The sequence below is a fragment of the Acidobacteriota bacterium genome (assembly GCA_009861545.1).
In the GTDB taxonomy this organism is placed as follows: Bacteria; Acidobacteriota; Vicinamibacteria; order Vicinamibacterales; family UBA8438; genus WTFV01.
In genome coordinates this window covers 1-15,106 of the sequence record VXME01000142.1, presented here as the reverse complement: position 1 = coordinate 15,106, position 15,106 = coordinate 1, and the positions used below count along the sequence as shown (strand labels likewise).

At 68.8% G+C, this 15,106-nt stretch carries 15 protein-coding genes; 5 read left to right on the top strand and 10 right to left on the bottom strand.

Going from position 1 to position 15,106, the window contains the following annotated elements; translation table 11 throughout:
- From F4X11_22245 to F4X11_22225, 5 genes are all read right to left on the bottom strand, one after another.
- Positions 1 to 521 (bottom strand): VWA domain-containing protein (locus tag F4X11_22245; protein ID MYN67715.1); only part of this gene is annotated, 521 nt, incomplete at its 3' end.
- Entirely contained in the window at positions 521 to 1,429 is a 909-nt protein-coding gene (locus F4X11_22240) for a DUF58 domain-containing protein (GenBank protein MYN67714.1), read from the bottom strand. The genes F4X11_22240 and F4X11_22245, both read right to left, overlap by 1 nt.
- Positions 1,429 to 2,439 (bottom strand): AAA domain-containing protein, encoded by a 1,011-nt coding sequence (locus tag F4X11_22235; protein ID MYN67713.1) that lies wholly within the window; start codon positions 2,437 to 2,439, stop codon positions 1,429 to 1,431. The genes F4X11_22240 and F4X11_22235 overlap by 1 nt, the downstream gene beginning before the upstream one ends.
- A 13-nt stretch (positions 2,440 to 2,452) precedes the next feature.
- Positions 2,453 to 3,250, bottom strand: coding sequence for a DUF4159 domain-containing protein (locus F4X11_22230; GenBank protein ID MYN67712.1), 798 nt, complete (start codon positions 3,248 to 3,250; stop codon positions 2,453 to 2,455).
- Positions 3,247 to 5,766 (bottom strand): tetratricopeptide repeat protein, encoded by a 2,520-nt coding sequence (locus F4X11_22225; GenBank protein MYN67711.1) that lies wholly within the window; start codon positions 5,764 to 5,766, stop codon positions 3,247 to 3,249. The genes F4X11_22230 and F4X11_22225 overlap by 4 nt, the downstream gene beginning before the upstream one ends.
- Positions 5,767 to 5,786: 20 nt before the next feature.
- On the opposite strand from F4X11_22225, the gene F4X11_22220 reads away from it, so the two are divergent.
- Positions 5,787 to 6,578 carry a hypothetical protein gene (locus F4X11_22220; protein ID MYN67710.1) on the top strand — a complete coding sequence of 264 codons (792 nt, stop codon included), beginning with the start codon at positions 5,787 to 5,789 and terminating at the stop codon, positions 6,576 to 6,578.
- A gap of 125 nt (positions 6,579 to 6,703) precedes the next feature.
- Here the strand turns inward: F4X11_22220 and F4X11_22215 are convergent, their stop codons facing one another.
- Positions 6,704 to 6,970 (bottom strand): hypothetical protein, encoded by a 267-nt coding sequence (locus tag F4X11_22215; protein MYN67709.1) that lies wholly within the window; start codon positions 6,968 to 6,970, stop codon positions 6,704 to 6,706.
- Between the two features lie 62 nt (positions 6,971 to 7,032).
- Between F4X11_22215 and F4X11_22210 the strand changes: the two genes are divergently transcribed.
- Entirely contained in the window at positions 7,033 to 8,136 is a 1,104-nt protein-coding gene (locus F4X11_22210; protein MYN67708.1) for a hypothetical protein, read from the top strand.
- Positions 8,137 to 8,178: 42 nt separating this feature from the next.
- Here F4X11_22210 and F4X11_22205 read toward each other — a convergent pair whose 3' ends face one another.
- Positions 8,179 to 8,883, bottom strand: coding sequence for a methyltransferase domain-containing protein (locus tag F4X11_22205; GenBank protein MYN67707.1), 705 nt, complete (start codon positions 8,881 to 8,883; stop codon positions 8,179 to 8,181).
- A gap of 189 nt (positions 8,884 to 9,072) precedes the next feature.
- On the opposite strand from F4X11_22205, the gene F4X11_22200 reads away from it, so the two are divergent.
- The 3 genes from F4X11_22200 to lepB are packed head-to-tail and all read left to right on the top strand — an operon-like array spanning position 9,073 to position 11,796.
- On the top strand, positions 9,073 to 10,398 hold the full coding sequence (locus F4X11_22200) for a sensor histidine kinase (protein MYN67706.1): 1,326 nt from the start codon (positions 9,073 to 9,075) through the stop codon (positions 10,396 to 10,398).
- 1 nt (position 10,399) lies between these two features.
- Positions 10,400 to 11,191 (top strand): response regulator transcription factor, encoded by a 792-nt coding sequence (locus tag F4X11_22195; GenBank protein ID MYN67705.1) that lies wholly within the window; start codon positions 10,400 to 10,402, stop codon positions 11,189 to 11,191.
- Positions 11,086 to 11,796, top strand: coding sequence for a signal peptidase I (gene lepB / locus F4X11_22190; GenBank protein ID MYN67704.1), 711 nt, complete (start codon positions 11,086 to 11,088; stop codon positions 11,794 to 11,796). The genes F4X11_22195 and lepB overlap by 106 nt, the downstream gene beginning before the upstream one ends.
- A gap of 146 nt (positions 11,797 to 11,942) precedes the next feature.
- Here lepB and F4X11_22185 read toward each other — a convergent pair whose 3' ends face one another.
- The 3 genes from F4X11_22185 to F4X11_22175 are packed head-to-tail and all read right to left on the bottom strand — an operon-like array spanning position 11,943 to position 14,983.
- Positions 11,943 to 13,766, bottom strand: a complete 1,824-nt coding sequence (locus tag F4X11_22185; GenBank protein MYN67703.1) for a long-chain fatty acid--CoA ligase — start codon at positions 13,764 to 13,766, stop codon at positions 11,943 to 11,945.
- 55 nt (positions 13,767 to 13,821) lie between these two features.
- Positions 13,822 to 14,319 (bottom strand): cyclic pyranopterin monophosphate synthase MoaC, encoded by a 498-nt coding sequence (gene moaC / locus F4X11_22180; GenBank protein ID MYN67702.1) that lies wholly within the window; start codon positions 14,317 to 14,319, stop codon positions 13,822 to 13,824.
- Positions 14,320 to 14,338: 19 nt separating this feature from the next.
- Entirely contained in the window at positions 14,339 to 14,983 is a 645-nt protein-coding gene (locus F4X11_22175) for a redox-sensing transcriptional repressor Rex (GenBank protein ID MYN67701.1), read from the bottom strand.
- Between the last annotated feature and the right edge of the window lie 123 nt (positions 14,984 to 15,106).

Sequence of the window (15,106 nt, the reverse complement as noted above, 5' to 3'; positions counted from 1 at the left end):
TCGAGCACATCGACCGCTGCCGCGAGGCCGGCCGCATGGCGCGTCGCTCCGGTGGTCGGCTCGATGCGTCCGAGCGCCGCTCGCACGAGCGGGCGCCCGATTGCCGGCGGCTGCACGACGGCGGCCCGATCGTCGAACGCCACGACGGCAATCGGCTCATCCGGCGCGGTGGAGGCGATCACCTCGCGGGCGCGCTCGCGGGCAAGCGCCATCTGCCCGGGGGCGGACAGGCTCAGCGACCGATCGACGACCAGAACCGTGATTCGCCGCCCTCGACCAGACGCGTCCAGGAACGGCCGCGCGAAGGCGACGGCCAGAAGCAGCAACGCCGCGACCCGCAGTGCCAGCAGCAACAGCTCGCGCAGCCGCCGGCGCCGGTCGCGGCGCACGAACGCGCGTTCCAGAAACCGAACGTCGCTGAACGGCAGCCGCGGCGCCCGGTCCCGCGCGAAGAAGTGCAGGAGGATCGGCACGGCTATCGCCAGCCCCCCGAACAGGAACGCCGGAAAGAGGAACGACATCAGCGGCGGCTCCGGGTCGCAAGATACTCGCGCAGGGCGCCGTCGAGCGGCTGCACGGTCTGCACCCGGCAGTATTCGATACCCGCCAGGCGCAGCTCGCGGCCGTAGCGCGCCGCCATCCGCTCCATCTCCCGGACGTAACCCTCCCGGATCTCGCCGGCGACGGTGGTCACCTCCCGGCCCGTCTCCAGGTCCTGAAACCGTGTCGCACGCTCGAACGGAAACTCCAGCTCGGCCGGGTCGAGCACGTGAAACACGATGACCTCGCTGCCCCGGAACTTCAAGTGCTTCAGGCCGGCGACGACCGCGTCCGGATCGTCGAGCAGGTCGGAGATCAACGCGACCATCCCCCGCCGGCGCATGGCGGCGGCCAGCGCGTTCAATGCCTGCGAGACGTTCGAGCGACGGCCGATCCGGATCTGCTCGAGAGCGACCAGGATACGTCGCAGGTGGCCGGGCCGCGCACCGACCGGAACGTTGGTCACGACCCACTCGTCGAAGGTCAGCAGCCCTACGGCGTCGCGCTGCCGGTGCATCAGCCAGGCGAGCGCGGCCGCGAGGTACGAGCCGTACTGCAGCTTCGACACCGCTCCCGAGCGGTAACTCATCGACGCCGACACGTCCAGCAGGATCCGGCAGTCGACGTTGGTTTCCTCCTCGAACCGCTTGACGTAGAACCGGTCGCTGCGGCCATAGACCTTCCAGTCGAGCGACGACAGGTCGTCGCCCGGCATGTACTGGCGATACTCGGAAAACTCGGCGCTGAAACCGGTCCACGGACTGCGGTGCAGACCGAGGAGGAAGCCCTCGACCACCGCACGGGCGCGCAGCTCCATCGAGCCGAGATTGGCGACGACCTCCGGATCGAGCCAGCCGAGCGGCGGCCGTGCTGCGCCGGCGGCGTCCATCACATCCCGCTCGCGGGGGCCGGAACCGCGTCGAGCAGCCGCGTGACTATCGTTTCCGCGCCGACGCCCTCGGACTCCGCATAGAAGTTCGTCACGAGCCGGTGCCGCAGCGTGGGCAGGGCCAGCGCCCGGATGTCCGCCACCGATACGTGGTAGCGCCCCGCCGCCAGCGCCCGCGCCTTTCCGCCGAGCACCAGCGCCTGCGACGCGCGGGTGCCGGCGCCCCACTTCACCCAGCGCTCCACGAATTCCGGCGTGCCGGCCCGGCCGGGGCGCGAGGCGTCGACGAGCCGGACGGCGTAGCGGGCCACCTCTTCGGCCACCACCACCTGCCGCACCAGGCGCTGAAACTCGAGGACGTCGTCGCCGTGCAGGACGCGGTCGAGGGCCGGCGTCTCGTCGGAGGTCGTGCGGGTCACGACGCTCACCTCGTCGTCTTCCGCGAGGTAGTCCATGACGATGTTGAACATGAAACGGGACAGTTGCGCCTCGGGCAGCGGGTAGGTTCCCTCGAGCTCGATCGGGTTCTGGGTCGCGAGCACCAGAAACGGCTCCTCCAGCGGGTAGGTGCGCCCCGCCGCCGTCACGTGGTGTTCCTGCATCGCCTCGAGCAGCGCCGACTGCGTCTTCGGCGGCGTCCGGTTGATTTCGTCGGCCAGGATGATCTGGGCGAAGACCGGCCCCTCGACGAACCGCAGCTCCCGGTGGCCGCCGCTCTCGTCGATGATTTCCGTCCCGGTGATGTCGGCCGGCATCAGGTCGGGGGTGAACTGGATGCGCTTGAACGACAGGTGCAGCACGTCGGCCAGGGTCTTGACGAGCAGGGTCTTCGCGAGGCCGGGTACGCCGGTGATCAGGCAGTGCCCTCCCGCGAACAACGCCGTCAGGACGAGGTCGATCACGTCGTCCTGCCCCACGATGACCTTGCGCAACTCGGCCAGGATCCGCGCGCGGCCCTCCATCACCCGTTCGGCCGGCGCCTCTGCCGCAGTGGTCGTGGGAGTCGTCATCCGCTGCCTGGGCCTAGTGGGTCAACGCGTAGACGATCTCGTTGATGAACATGCGGTACGACTGCGCCGTGTAGCGGATGTAGCCGGGATATTGCTCCGCGTTGGACCACTCCCAGCCGTCCCCCATGTCGGTGTTGAAGTTGACGAGCGCCATCACCCGGCCGTCGTCGTCGAGAATCCCGTGGAGCTGCGCCTCGAACCCGCCCTTCTCCCAGGTCACGTTGTTGAAGTACGACCCGAGGCCGGCGATCTGGGGGTACTCGTCGAGCTGGTAGAAGCAACTGAAGACCGGGTGATCGGCGGGCAGCTCCACGATCTCGCGGTCCGGAAAGACGCGCGCCATCTGCCGCTCGAACAGCGCCCACTCCTCGGGTCCGTGGAAGTCGTCGAACGTGACGGTTCCACCCCGCAGCAGGAATTCGCGCAGGATGCCGACCTCCGCATCGGTCAGCATCAGGTTCGCCGGCTCGACGATGTAGATCCAGGGATGCTCCCAGATCGCCTCGTCGGACAGCTCCAGGACGATCGGCTCGTTCACCTGCAGGCTGGTCACCCGCGCCATGCGCCGCGAGAGGTTCTGCTCGGCGACCGGCGCGTCGACCTCCCAGGGATCGACCCAGTAGATGCGCTTGAACTCGGCAAGTTGAGCCGGCGGAGTGTCGTAGCGGATGCGAACGAAGCGCCATTCGAGCCCGGTCAGGCCGTCCCGCTCCGGGAGCGCCTCGTCCTGGCCGGCGAGGTCCGCGCCGCTCGTCAGGAACGCGGCGGCGACCAGTGCGCCGGCAGCGGGCCGCAGTCCCGCGGCGCTCACCGATCCGCCTCGACGATGGTCAGCAACAGCTCGAGCGCCCGGTCGTAGGTCGGTGCGATCTCCAGCGCGGCCAGGGTCTGCCGCCGCGCCTCGGCGAGTCGTCCCGCCGCAAACAGCGTCTCCGCCAGGTCGGCGTGCGCCGCGACCCTGTCCACCGGTCCGAGGGCCAACGCCACCTCAAGCTCCCGCACTGCTGTCTCGGTTCGCCCGTCCTCCTTGGCCAGCCGCCCTAGCGTCTGGTGGGAAATCGGGTCGAACGGGTCGATCTCGATCAGCCGCTCGTAGGCCGCCTGCAGGCGGCCGTCGTCGCCCGCCCGCTCCGCCAGCGCCGCGAACCTGCGAACGGCGTCTATCGAAGTCTCGTCGTACTCCAGCAGGCGCTCCAGCTCGACCATTGCCCGCTCGGCGTCGCCCTCCGCTTCGGCGAGGCTCGCCAACTGCCCGCGCGGACTCCCCAGGCCGGTCGCCATGGGCGCCAGCGCGGCCGCGCGCTCGAAGGCGGCGCGGGCCGCCGCGGTATCGCCGGCTTCTCGCAACGCCTGGCCGAGCCCGAACTGCACGTTGAAGTTGTCCGGCTGCTCTTCCGCCAGCTCCCGTAGCGCCTCGACACGCTCGGGCCCCTCCGGCAGGTTCCGCGGCGCGTTCTCGAGGGAGCGCCGCAGCGCTCCGAATTGCTCCTCCACGGCCGCGTCGAAGCTCGCCTGGAGGCGCTCGTAGTCGAGATCGATGCGGGCGAGGGCCTCCTCGGTCTCCAGCCCGTCGCCGTACGCGCGAATCAGGGTGCGGAGGGCCTCCATCCCGTAGGCTTCGATCAGGTGCTCGACCACTACCGAAGCGTGAAAGTAGGAGAGCGAAATCGACTCGGGCCGCGTGAACCCGCGCTCGATTTCGCTGAGCGACAGCAGCGTGCCCCCGTTGAGCGCGTTGGCGAATTCCAGCACCTGGTCGCGGCCCCAGGCGGGATGCTTGCGCTTCTCCTCGTAGGTGGAGATCCCCTCGCTCAGCCAGCGCGGCAGCCGCTGTTTCGACATCTGGAGGGTGATGACGTGGGCAATCTCGTGCCACAGCGTCGACATCCAGTTGAAGTCGCCCGGCGGGCGCGCGCGCGGCGAGTCGAGGGTGACCACCTGACCGAAGCAGGCCCCCAGGGCGCCGAGCATGCCCGGCAGGCCCAGCGTCCGAACCGCGAAGTCGTCGTGGTTCGGAAACACCTCGACCAGGACCGGGGTCTGGACGGTCATCTCGTACCGTGCGGAGAGCTCGTCCAGCGCCTCCTGCGCGATGTCCACGACGTACTCCCGCAGGACCGGCGCCTCGTCGGGATGGAGTCGCACGACGAGATCCCCGCTCTCGATGGTCTCGAACTCGTCGAGGTTGTCCATCATCTGCAGGAGATTGAACGTCACGACGTCGTAGGGGTCGTCTTCGAACGAGCGCTCCAGCGCCACGCGCGCCGCCGGCTCGTCGCCGGTGCGCAGCAGGTGCATCCCGAGTTCCGCGTAGGCACGGGTATTGTCCGGATCGAGCTCCAGCGCACGCCGCACCAGCTCGACCGCCTCGGGAAAGCGATACGCCCGCGCGGTCTGACTCCCCGCGATGCGGTAGACGTCTCCATACGCGGGGTTGATCGCCAGCACGCGGTCGACCTCGGCCGCGAAGTCGTCCGTGCGATCCTCCAGCCAGGCGATGGCGGCGAGCAGTGAGCGCGCCTCCAGGCTGCGCGGGTTGACGGCCAGAGCCCGGTCGATGGACTCGCGCGCGGCGTCGCGATTCCGGTCGCCCAGCTCCAGCTCCGCGACGAACAGGTGCGCATCGACGTTCGACTCGTCGATGCCGAGGGCGCGCTCCACCGCCCCGCGAGCGACCGGTGGGTTCTCGTTCGCCAGCACCCTCGCCATGCCGACCAGAGCCGGCACCCATTCCTCGTCGAGCTCGAGCGCGTCCTGGAACGACTGCAGCGCGTCGGGATTGTTGTACTTCTCGAGGAACAGCTCGCCCCATGCGGTGTGAATCGCCGGATCGTCGGGCAGCGCCCGCGCTGCGCCGCGCAGGAACGTGTTGGCCCGCCGGAAGCCACCGGCTGCGCGGGAGGCGAGCGCACCGTAGTACTGCGAGAGCCCGTCGAACGAGTTGAGGCCGTTGACGATGACCGCCTCGAGGAACGGCACCGCCTCGCCTGCGCGGCCAAGCCCCAGGAGCAACCGAGCGAACTCGAGACCGGCCACGCTGCTCGGGTTGGCCTCTGCGACCGGTTCGAGCAACGCCTCGGCCTGGCCGTAGTCCCCGACGTCGATCAGCAGCCGGGCCAGGAGCGCAACGGCCGCCGGATCCGACGGGTCGCGGCCGGCGGCCAGCTCCGCCGCCGCCTCGCGATCGCCGTGTGCAAGAGCGCGGGTGGCGTCCCGGTGGAACCGCTCGTCCGCGGTGAGCTCTTCCGCCGGTTGGCCGGCGCTCGCCGCGGGGGCCGGCGCGAGCAGCAGGGAGAGGAGGACGACGACGGTCCACCTTCCTGTCATCACGCGATTATAGTGCTGGGATGATCCGTATGCCCATGGACGACGGCGGCCCGACTCCCGTGCGCCGGCTCGCTCGCCATGCGACGCTGCATCGGATCGGTGCGCGTCTCTATGCGCCGGCCGGCGCTGCCGCGTTCGTGGCGTCGCTCGGCTACTTCGCCTACGCCTACGGCGTACGGTTCGGCGCAACCAGCCAGCCGTCGACAGCCGTCGGCATCGTCGGTGGACTCGCCGTCAATACGGGGCTCTTCACCGTCTTCGCCCTGCACCACAGCCTCCTGGCGCGTAGCGGCGGCAAGCGGCTGGCGGCACGCCATCTGCCGGACGGGCTCGAGCGCGCGACCTACGTGTGGGTCGCCAGCATCCTGTTCGCTCTCACCTGCGCCTGGTGGCAGCCGCTCCCCGGCGCTCTCTACCGGGCGGACGGCTTGGCGCGCGCCCTCGGCTTCGCCCTGCAGGCGGCGGGCGGCGTGCTGATCCTGCGCGGCGGGACGGTGCTCGACCTGCGCGAACTGGCCGGCATCCGGCAGGCGGCAGCGCCGGCGGCGGCGGACGGCGGCGGGCAGCCATCCGAGCTGCGGATCCGCGGTCCGTACCGGCGCCTGCGGCATCCGCTCTACGCCGGCCTGCTTCTGGTACTGCTCGGAACACCGGACATGACGTACACCCGCTTCTGCTTCGCCCTGCTGAGCACGGCGTACATCGTCGCGGCCATCCCCTGGGAAGAACGCGACATGGCCGCCCGGTTCGGGGACCGTTACGATCGCTACCGGGGCGAGGTGCCCTGGCGGCTGGTTCCCGGCATCTACTAGGAGCCTGCGCCGCAGAACGTAGCGAAGCGAAGTGCTGCGGCGCAAGGTCATGGAGCGGGGGGGATGGGCCGAAACGCCGAGCCAGCGAGGCGTTTCGGGGCGCTAGGAGCCTGCGCCTCAGGCGGTCAGAAGAACGCGAGATTCTGATGGGAAGGGATATCGAACCGCCGCCGGCACTTCTGGCACACGACGACGTCGTCGACGCGCACCATGTAGTTGCGCAGCTTCTTGAACATCTCGCGGTCGCGGCCGTCGGCCCCGCGCGGGGGTTGCGCCTTCTTCACGCGACGGATCCAACGCACCTGGTACTCGCCCCGATAACCGCATTTCGGACAGGAGTACAGCGCGGGCTTGGTCTCTCGCGTCTCGGTGAAGAACTCACGTTCGTGCAGCGCCATGCGCGGATGATAGCAGTCCCCGAACCCGGCGGTGCGCCCCCCGGCCGGACCGCGTGATGCCGGTCGCCGTCTTCGCCGTTTCCGGGCATGGCTTCGGCCATGCATCGCGCCAGACCGAGATCATCCGGGCGCTGCACGCGCAGCGGCCCGACGTCGCGATCGACATCCGGACGTCGGCCCCGAGATGGCTCTTCGAGCGCGCTCTCGACTTTCCGTTCTCGTTCGAGACGGTCGAGCTGGACACCGGCGTGGTGCAGGTCGACAGTCTGGAGGTCGACGTGCGGACGTCGATCACCCGGGCCGCCGTCTTTCACCGCGCCCTCGACGAGCGCGTCGACGCGGAGGCCCGCGCGCTGACCGCCCGGGGCGCGGATCTCGTGGTCGCGGACGTCCCGCCCCTCGCCTGCGCCGCCGCCGCCCGCGCAGGCATCCCGGCGATGGCCGTCGGCAACTTCACCTGGGACTGGATCTACGCAGGCTACCCGGAGACGGCGGCGCTGGCCCCGGACCTCGTGCGAACGCTCCGGGACGCCTACTCCCATGCGACCGCGGCCTGCCGCCTGCCCCTTCACGGGGGCTTCGGCGCCTTCGAGACGATCGTCGACGTACCGCTCGTGGCGCGTCGATCGACCAGAGAACCCGGCGCCGTCCGCCGGCAACTCGAACTCCCGCGAGACGCCGCGCTGGCGCTGTTCGCCTTCGGACGCTACGGCATCGGGACCGTCGACTGGTCGGAAGTCGCACGGATTCGACACTGCCGGGTCGTCTTCACGACCGGCTCGCACCCCGACGGCGGGCCGGACAGCCACTCGTTCGCCACCCTCGACGAACGCGCCATGGCCGCTCGGGACATCGCCTTCGAGGACCTCGTCGCCGCCGTCGACGTCGTCGTCACCAAGCCGGGCTACGGCATGATCGCCGAGTGCGCCGCCAACGACACCGCGATGCTCTACACGTCGCGCGGACGCTTTCCGGAGTACGAGGTCCTCGTCGCGGGCCTGCCGGCGCTGACGCGTGCGGCGTTCATCGACCACGACGACCTTTTCGCCGGCCGCTGGGGCGAGCATCTGGACCGGCTCCTGGCGCAGCCCCGCCCGGAGCCCCCGGCCGCGGATGGTGCGCAGGTGGTCGCCGACGCACTCGCGGCGCTGCTCTCCTGATGCGATCGGCAGAACGGCGGAGGATGGACGAAACGGTGCGGCTCAGTCCTTCGTGCAGGTGACGAGCGACCAGATGCGGGGAATGTTGACCTTCTCGATCGACACGGGACGCAATCCCGCCTGGGCGAGGAACGCCGGCAGATCCAGGTCCGCCTTGAAGCCGATATAGACGGTCAGCGGCGAGATCAGACGCTCGGCGCGGGCGACGAAGCGATTGGGACTCAGAAAGTGATTGAGAAAGACGAAACGCCCCCCGGGACGGCAGACGCGGCGCATCTCGCGGGCGACGGCCACCGGATCCGACACGACGCTGATGACGTACGGGGCGTAGACGAGGTCGAACGAATCGTCGGGGAAATCGAGGTGCGCGGCGTCCATCTGCATGAGGCGGACGTTGCCGACGTGGTGGGCGGCGAGCCGGCGAGCCGCCTTTTCCAGCATCTTCTCGGCCACGTCGATGCCGGTCACACTGACGTTGTCCGGATAGAGCGCCGCGTTTATGCCGGTGCCGACGCCGACCTCCAGCACGTCGTCGCCCGGCTGCAGATCGAGCCTCCGGATCGCCTCGAGGCGTCCGGTGTGCAACGTCGCCCCGAAGAGCCAGTCGTCGATGACCGCGATCTTGTTGTAGACCGCTTCGACGAAGGAGCTTTCCACCACCGCCGCGGAAAGCGCCCGCGTCTGTGGATCGGAGCACAGATCGTCGTCGTGATTCCGTTGGAAAAGACTCACGCCGGGGCCCGCCAATCGTCGCGCTCGGCGGCTCGCATCCGCCTCGCAAAGATGAAGAAAGCTCGCATGTTTGTCGGTTGTTTACACGACTCCGGCGACTATACCCCGTCGCTCCGCGGGTCGCAAGGACGGGCGGCCGCATGCTCCGTTGGCCGGCGGGGCGCCGGGACCGACACCGTGCGGCATTCGCTATAGTGGCCGGCAGTGCCGCCGGAAGCCCAATTCCTGACCACGGCCCAGCAGGTGCTGCTGACGACGCTGGTCGTGAAGCTCGCCGTCGTGGCGACGCTCTCCACCATGCTCGTCCGGTTCCGCCAGTTCCGGCGAATCCTGCTGACCGAGCAGCGCGCCTGGCGTGAGCGCCTCGTGTTCGCGTTCAGCCTCGGGATCCCCCTGCTCGGCGGCATCATCGCCCGGCTGGTGCTGGGCTACGACGCGGCGGACTTCTCGCTGGCCGGTCCGTTTCTCGCCGGCTTGATCGCCGGTCCGTACGCCGGCGCCATCGTCGGCGTGCTCGCCGGCACACCGGCCCTCCTCGGCGGCGAGGTGGCGGCGATGCCGTTCGCGGTGGGCTGCGGATTCGCCGGCGGCGGCCTGCGCGAAATGTGCCCCAAGGAATCCATCTGGCACCTGTCGCCGTTGTTCTTCGCGGATCTGCACCGGCACGCGTGGCACCTGGTGCGACGGTTCCGCATCGACTGGCTTCCGATTCTCGCGGCGGCGCCCGTCGGTCTGGAAGTGATTCGGCAGGGACTCGGCGTGCGCTTCGGCCTGGACGTCATCTTCCACTTCGAGATCGAGAATCTGTGGCTCGGGGTTCTGGTGATGCTGTCCACCGTCCTGAGCGTCGCCATTCCGATCAAGATCTGGAATACCGCGCGCATCGAGCATCGCCTGCAGGAACAGGAGAAGCTCCTGATGGCGGCGCGCGTCGACGCGCTGTCCAGCCAGATACATCCGCATTTCCTGTTCAACACCCTCACCTCGATCTCCTCGCTCATTCGCTCGCAGCCGGAAACCGCGCGGACGTTGATCCTGAAGCTCTCCGTCATGCTGCGGCGGATGCTGAGCACGCAGGAGCAGTTCGTCACCCTGCGGGAGGAGCTGGCCTCCATCAACGAGTACCTCGATATCGAAGCGGTCCGCTTCGGACCCACCCTGGTCGTGGAGCATCGCATCAGTCCCGACAGTCTCGATCTGATCATCCCCAGCATGGTGCTGCAGCCGCTGGTCGAGAACTCGATCAAGCACGGCATCGAGAAAAAGGTGGGCGGCGGGCGTATCATTATCCGGAGCCGACGCACGCGCGGTCACGGCATCATCGAGGTGATGGACAACGGAGCGGGCATGGCCGACACCGACGTCGGGCGGAGCCGTGAAGGCGGGATCGGCCTGCGCAACGTCGACGAGCGGTTGCGCGTCATATACGGCGAGAACTATCCGTTGCGGCTGGAGAGCACGCCGGGGGAGGGAACGTGCGCGCGCATCGAGATCCCGGCATCGACCGCACCGCGAAGGGTGTCCGCCTGAGATGAGCATACGGACGGTCGTGGTCGACGACGAACGGCTCGCGCGAAACGAGCTCTGCTTCCAGCTCGAGCAGCTCGAGGACGTGGAGATCGTCGGGCAGGCGGGAGACGGCCTGCGGGCTCTCGAGGTCATCGACACGCTGCACCCGGATCTCGTGCTGCTCGACGTCCAGATGCCCGGCCGCACCGGTTTCGAAGTGGCGCGCGAGCTGGTGGATCGGGACGACACCCCGCGCGTGGTCTTCGTGACCGCATACGATCAGCATGCGATAGAGGCGTTCGAGGTGAACGCCGTCGACTACCTGCTGAAGCCGGTCGAGCCTGCGCGCCTCGCCCGCACGATCACGCGGGTACGGGAACTGGTGTCCCCGGCAAGGCAGCCCGGGGAGGGACGCCCGGGGTTGCGGGCCGACGAGCTCGAACGGATCGCGGACCTGGTCGCGCAGCGCCGCGGGCGGCGGGAGCCCATCGCCGTGAAGGCAGGCGAGCGGCTCGTGCTCGTGCAGCCGCAGGACATCGTGTTCGCATCGCTGGTGGACGACGTCATCACCGTCGTGACCGGTACACTGAACGGCGCCGCGAGCTGCCGGACGCTGGACGAGCTGCAGTCGCATCTCGACCCGGACGTCTTCTGGCGCGTCCACCGGTCGCACGTGGTGAACATCCACAAGATCAAGGAGATAGTCCCGTGGTTCAGCCGGAACTACATTCTGAAGATGAAGGACCCCAGGGGAACGGAGATACCGGTCAGCCGGTCGCAGACCAAGCGGTTGCGGGAGTACCTCAGCCTCTAGAACCCGGCGACTCGGTCGAGGGCCTGATCCGGCAGGACCCGGACGTCACGGCGGCGCAGACGCGGCGCCCACGCTACGAAGCGTTCCTCGTCCGCGCCGGCGAGGAACTGGTCGCGTGGCTCAAGACGTTGGCATCGGCGGCCGTCTACGCCACGCTCATCGTCACCTTCGGGTTCCAGGTCGCGCGGGTCGAGGGCAAGAGCATGCAGCCTACGCTCGAGGACCAGGATCGCCTCATCGTCAACAAGGCCATCTACAAGTTCTTCGAGGACCCGCAGCCGGGCGACATCGTGATGCACTACTACCCCGTGGATCCCGACAAGTCGTTCGTCAAGCGGATCATCGCCGAGGCGGGGGATACCGTGCGCATCGAGGACGGCCAAGTCTACGTGAACGAGGTCCTCTTCCCCGTCGCCATTCCGCCCGAGTTCCGGAGCCGGGAGGACTATGGGCCCGAGGTCGTGCAGGACGCCTACTACTTCGTCATGGGCGACCACCGCAAGAGCAGCTCGGACAGCCGCACGTGGGGTCAGGTTCCGAAGAAGTACATCGTCGGAAAGGTGCAGCTCCGCTGGTGGCCGCTGACCGATGCAGAGCTTTTCTAGGAGCCTGCGCCGCAGAACGTAGCGAAGCGAAGTGCTGCGGCGCAAGATCATGGAGCGGGGGGGGATGGGCCGAAGCGCCGCCAAACCCGGCGCCACGGCACTGCGTTCGGCCCCAGCCCCCACCGCCCCAGGAGGTCTACCTGTTTCTACGGCGCAGACTCCTGGTACAGCCGCTCGATCGCGTCACTCCAACGCTGGGCGACCACGCGCCGCTTGACCTTGAGCGTCGGCGTCAACTCGCCGGTCGCGATGCCGAACTCGGCCGGCAGTAGCGCCGACCGCTTGATCTGCTCGTGTCGGGCCAGCTCCGCGTTGGCCCGATCCACCACCTCGTCGAACAGCGCCACGACGTCCGGACGCTCCACGAGCTCCTCGCGGGACGCCCCCTCGGCTCCGGTGCGCGCGGCAAGCGCGGCGAAGTCGGGAACGAGCAGAGCGGAGACGTAAGGGCGCCGATCGCCGATGAGCACCGCCTCGGCCACGAGCGGCGAGCGCTTCAACTCGGCCTCGATCGGATTCGGGGCGATGTTCTTTCCGCCGGCCGTCACGATCAGCTCCTTCTTCCGATCGAGAATCGTCAGGTAGCCGTCGTCGTCGAGACTCCCGATGTCGCCCGTGCAGAACCACCCGTCACGCATCACCTCGGCCGTCGCCTCGGGCTTGCCGTAGTAGCCCTGCATGATGTTGGGGCCGCGGGCGAGCACCTCGCCGTCGCCCGCGATCTTGAGCTCCACGTTCCGGATCGCGGGCCCGACCGTGCCCAGCTTCGGGCGCTCGAGCGGATTCACCGTCAGTGTGGGCGAGGTCTCGGTCAGTCCGTAGCCCTCCGCGACCGGAATGCCGATCGCGAAGAAGAACTCGGCGATCGGCGTCGACAGCGGTGCGCTCCCCGAGACGACGAACCGCAGGCGTCCGCCGAGACGCCCCCGGACCTTGGACAGCACGAGCCGCTCCGCCAGGCCGTGCTGCAGCCGCGCCACCGGACCCGCGGAACCGCCGGCGAGCTGGGCGCGGGCCTGCTTCAGACCGATGCCGACAGCCCAGCGGAAGAGCCGCTGCCGCACCGCCGGCGCGCCGGCGACCGCCTCGTGAACCCGGGCGTGGAACTTCTCGTACACACGCGGCACACCCGTCATCACGGTCGGCTTCACGGCTCCGAGATCGCGTGCGATCGTCTCGAGCGACTCCGCGAAGGTGACGGTGGTGCCGTGGAAGAGATACATGAATACGACGGCCCGCTCGAAAGCATGGCTGAGCGGCAGGAACGACAGCGCTACGTCTTCGGAATCGACCCGCACCACGGCGCTGCCGTCCATGACGTTGCTCGCGACGTTGCCATGGGTGAGCATCACGCCTTTCGGCTCGCCGGTAGTACCCGACGTGTAGATGATCGTCGCCAACTGGTCCGGCGTGATCGCCGCGGCGCGCTCCTTGTACTCCCTTCCCAGGCCGTCCTCCGCCATGAGGCGGCGGTGGCCGCGGCCGGTAGCGTCGGCGAGGCTCAGCTCCTCGCGACCGGAGGCTCCCCCGGACGCCGCCGGCTCGCCCTCCGGATCCATGATCACCAGGGCGGAAAGTTCCGGGAGCTCGTCCCAGACGGCGCGCACCTTGGCCGCCTGCGTCTCGTCCGCCACCACCACGACGCGGGCTCCCGAGTCGGCGAGGATGTAGCGCACCTGCGACTCGGGCAGCGTCGGGTAGATCGGCGCGGTCACCGCCCCCGCGGTCAGCGCCGCCAGATCCGCGATGACCCACTCGGGACGGCTGTCGGACAGGATCGCGACCCGGTCGCCCGGCTCCACCCCCAGCGCGCCGAGACCGAGACTGAAGTCGCGAATCCGGTCGAAGAACTCCTGGGTCGAGAGCTCCTCGACGTCATCCCCCCGGCAGCGGCGTACGAGCGCCGACTTGGGATGGCGTCCGACGAAGTGAAACGGCAGCGCCGCGAGTGTCCTGAGTTCATCGCTCATGGTTGTTTCGCCGGCCCGGGGCTGGCGGCTCCCGGCTTCCGCAACCGCGACGCCGTCAATCGGCGTTGAAGTCGCCCGACCGGCCTCCCGTCTTCTTCACGAGTCGTATGGAACCGATGACCATTCGCTTGTCTATCGCCTTGACCATATCGTATATGGTCAACGCGGCGACGGAAACCGCGGTCAGCGCCTCCATCTCCACGCCGGTCCGGCCCGCCGTGCGGACCCGCGCCTCGATCCGATAGCCGTCGTCGAGGGCCTGCAGCTCGACAGCGACCTGCGACAGCATGAGCGGATGGCACAGCGGGACGAGATCCGCGGTCTTCTTCGCCGCCATGACGCCGGCGAGGCGGGCGGCCTGGAGTGGATCTCCCTTGGCGACGCGTCCGTCGCGGATGGCCTGCAGGGCCGGCTCGCCGATGGCGATGTGACCGCGGGCCACGGCCACGCGTTCGGTGACCGGCTTGTCTCCGACGTCGACCATGCGAACCCGGCCCGCATCGTCGACGTGGCTCAGCTTCGGCTCGTCCCGTCGGCTGTCGCGCTCTCCCATCGCATCTCCCGCAAGCTGATCAGTTTCTGGCGCCGCTCTCGAGACTGGCCAGGTAGAACGACAGGCTCTCGAGCGAAACCGTCAGGTCCACGCTCTTCAGCTTGACGTCGGGCGGGACCCGCAACGCGCCGGGCGAGAAGTTCAGCACGGCCTTGATGCCCGCTTCGACCACCGTGCCGACCACCTGCTGGGCCGATGCGGCGGGCACGGCGATGACCGCGATCGTGATGCCCTCGCGGTCCGCCACGCCGCGCAACTCCTGGATGTCATAGATGCGCACGCCGCTGCGTGACTCCTGCCCCACCTTCTCCCGCAGCGTGTCGAACAGCGCCACGATGCGGAAGCCCTCCCGGCGAAAGCCAGGATAGTCCGCGAGCGCGAGCCCCAGATTGCCGGCGCCCATGATCGCCACCGCAAGCTTGCGATCCAGTCCCAGAATCACCTGGAGCTCGCGGCGCAGGTCCTTCACCACATAGCCGACGCCCCGCACGCCGAGGTCGCCGAAATGCGCGAGATCCTTGCGAATCAGCGCGGCGTTGAGGCCGAACCGATCGGCGAGGACGGTCGACGAGACCGTGCGCACGCCCTTCTCGTCGAGCTCGTTGAGGAACCGAACGTAGAGCGACAGCCGGTTCGTCGTCAGCTCGGAGATCTCGTCACGCATCGGCGTGTCCGGGGAGGACCGCGATTCTATGGCCCGCACGGCGCGCGGTCAAGACCGGCCCGGGGTCCGGGTGCACGACATGAAAGTGAGGCTTTTCGGTAACGCGGGATGTTGAGCGAGCGC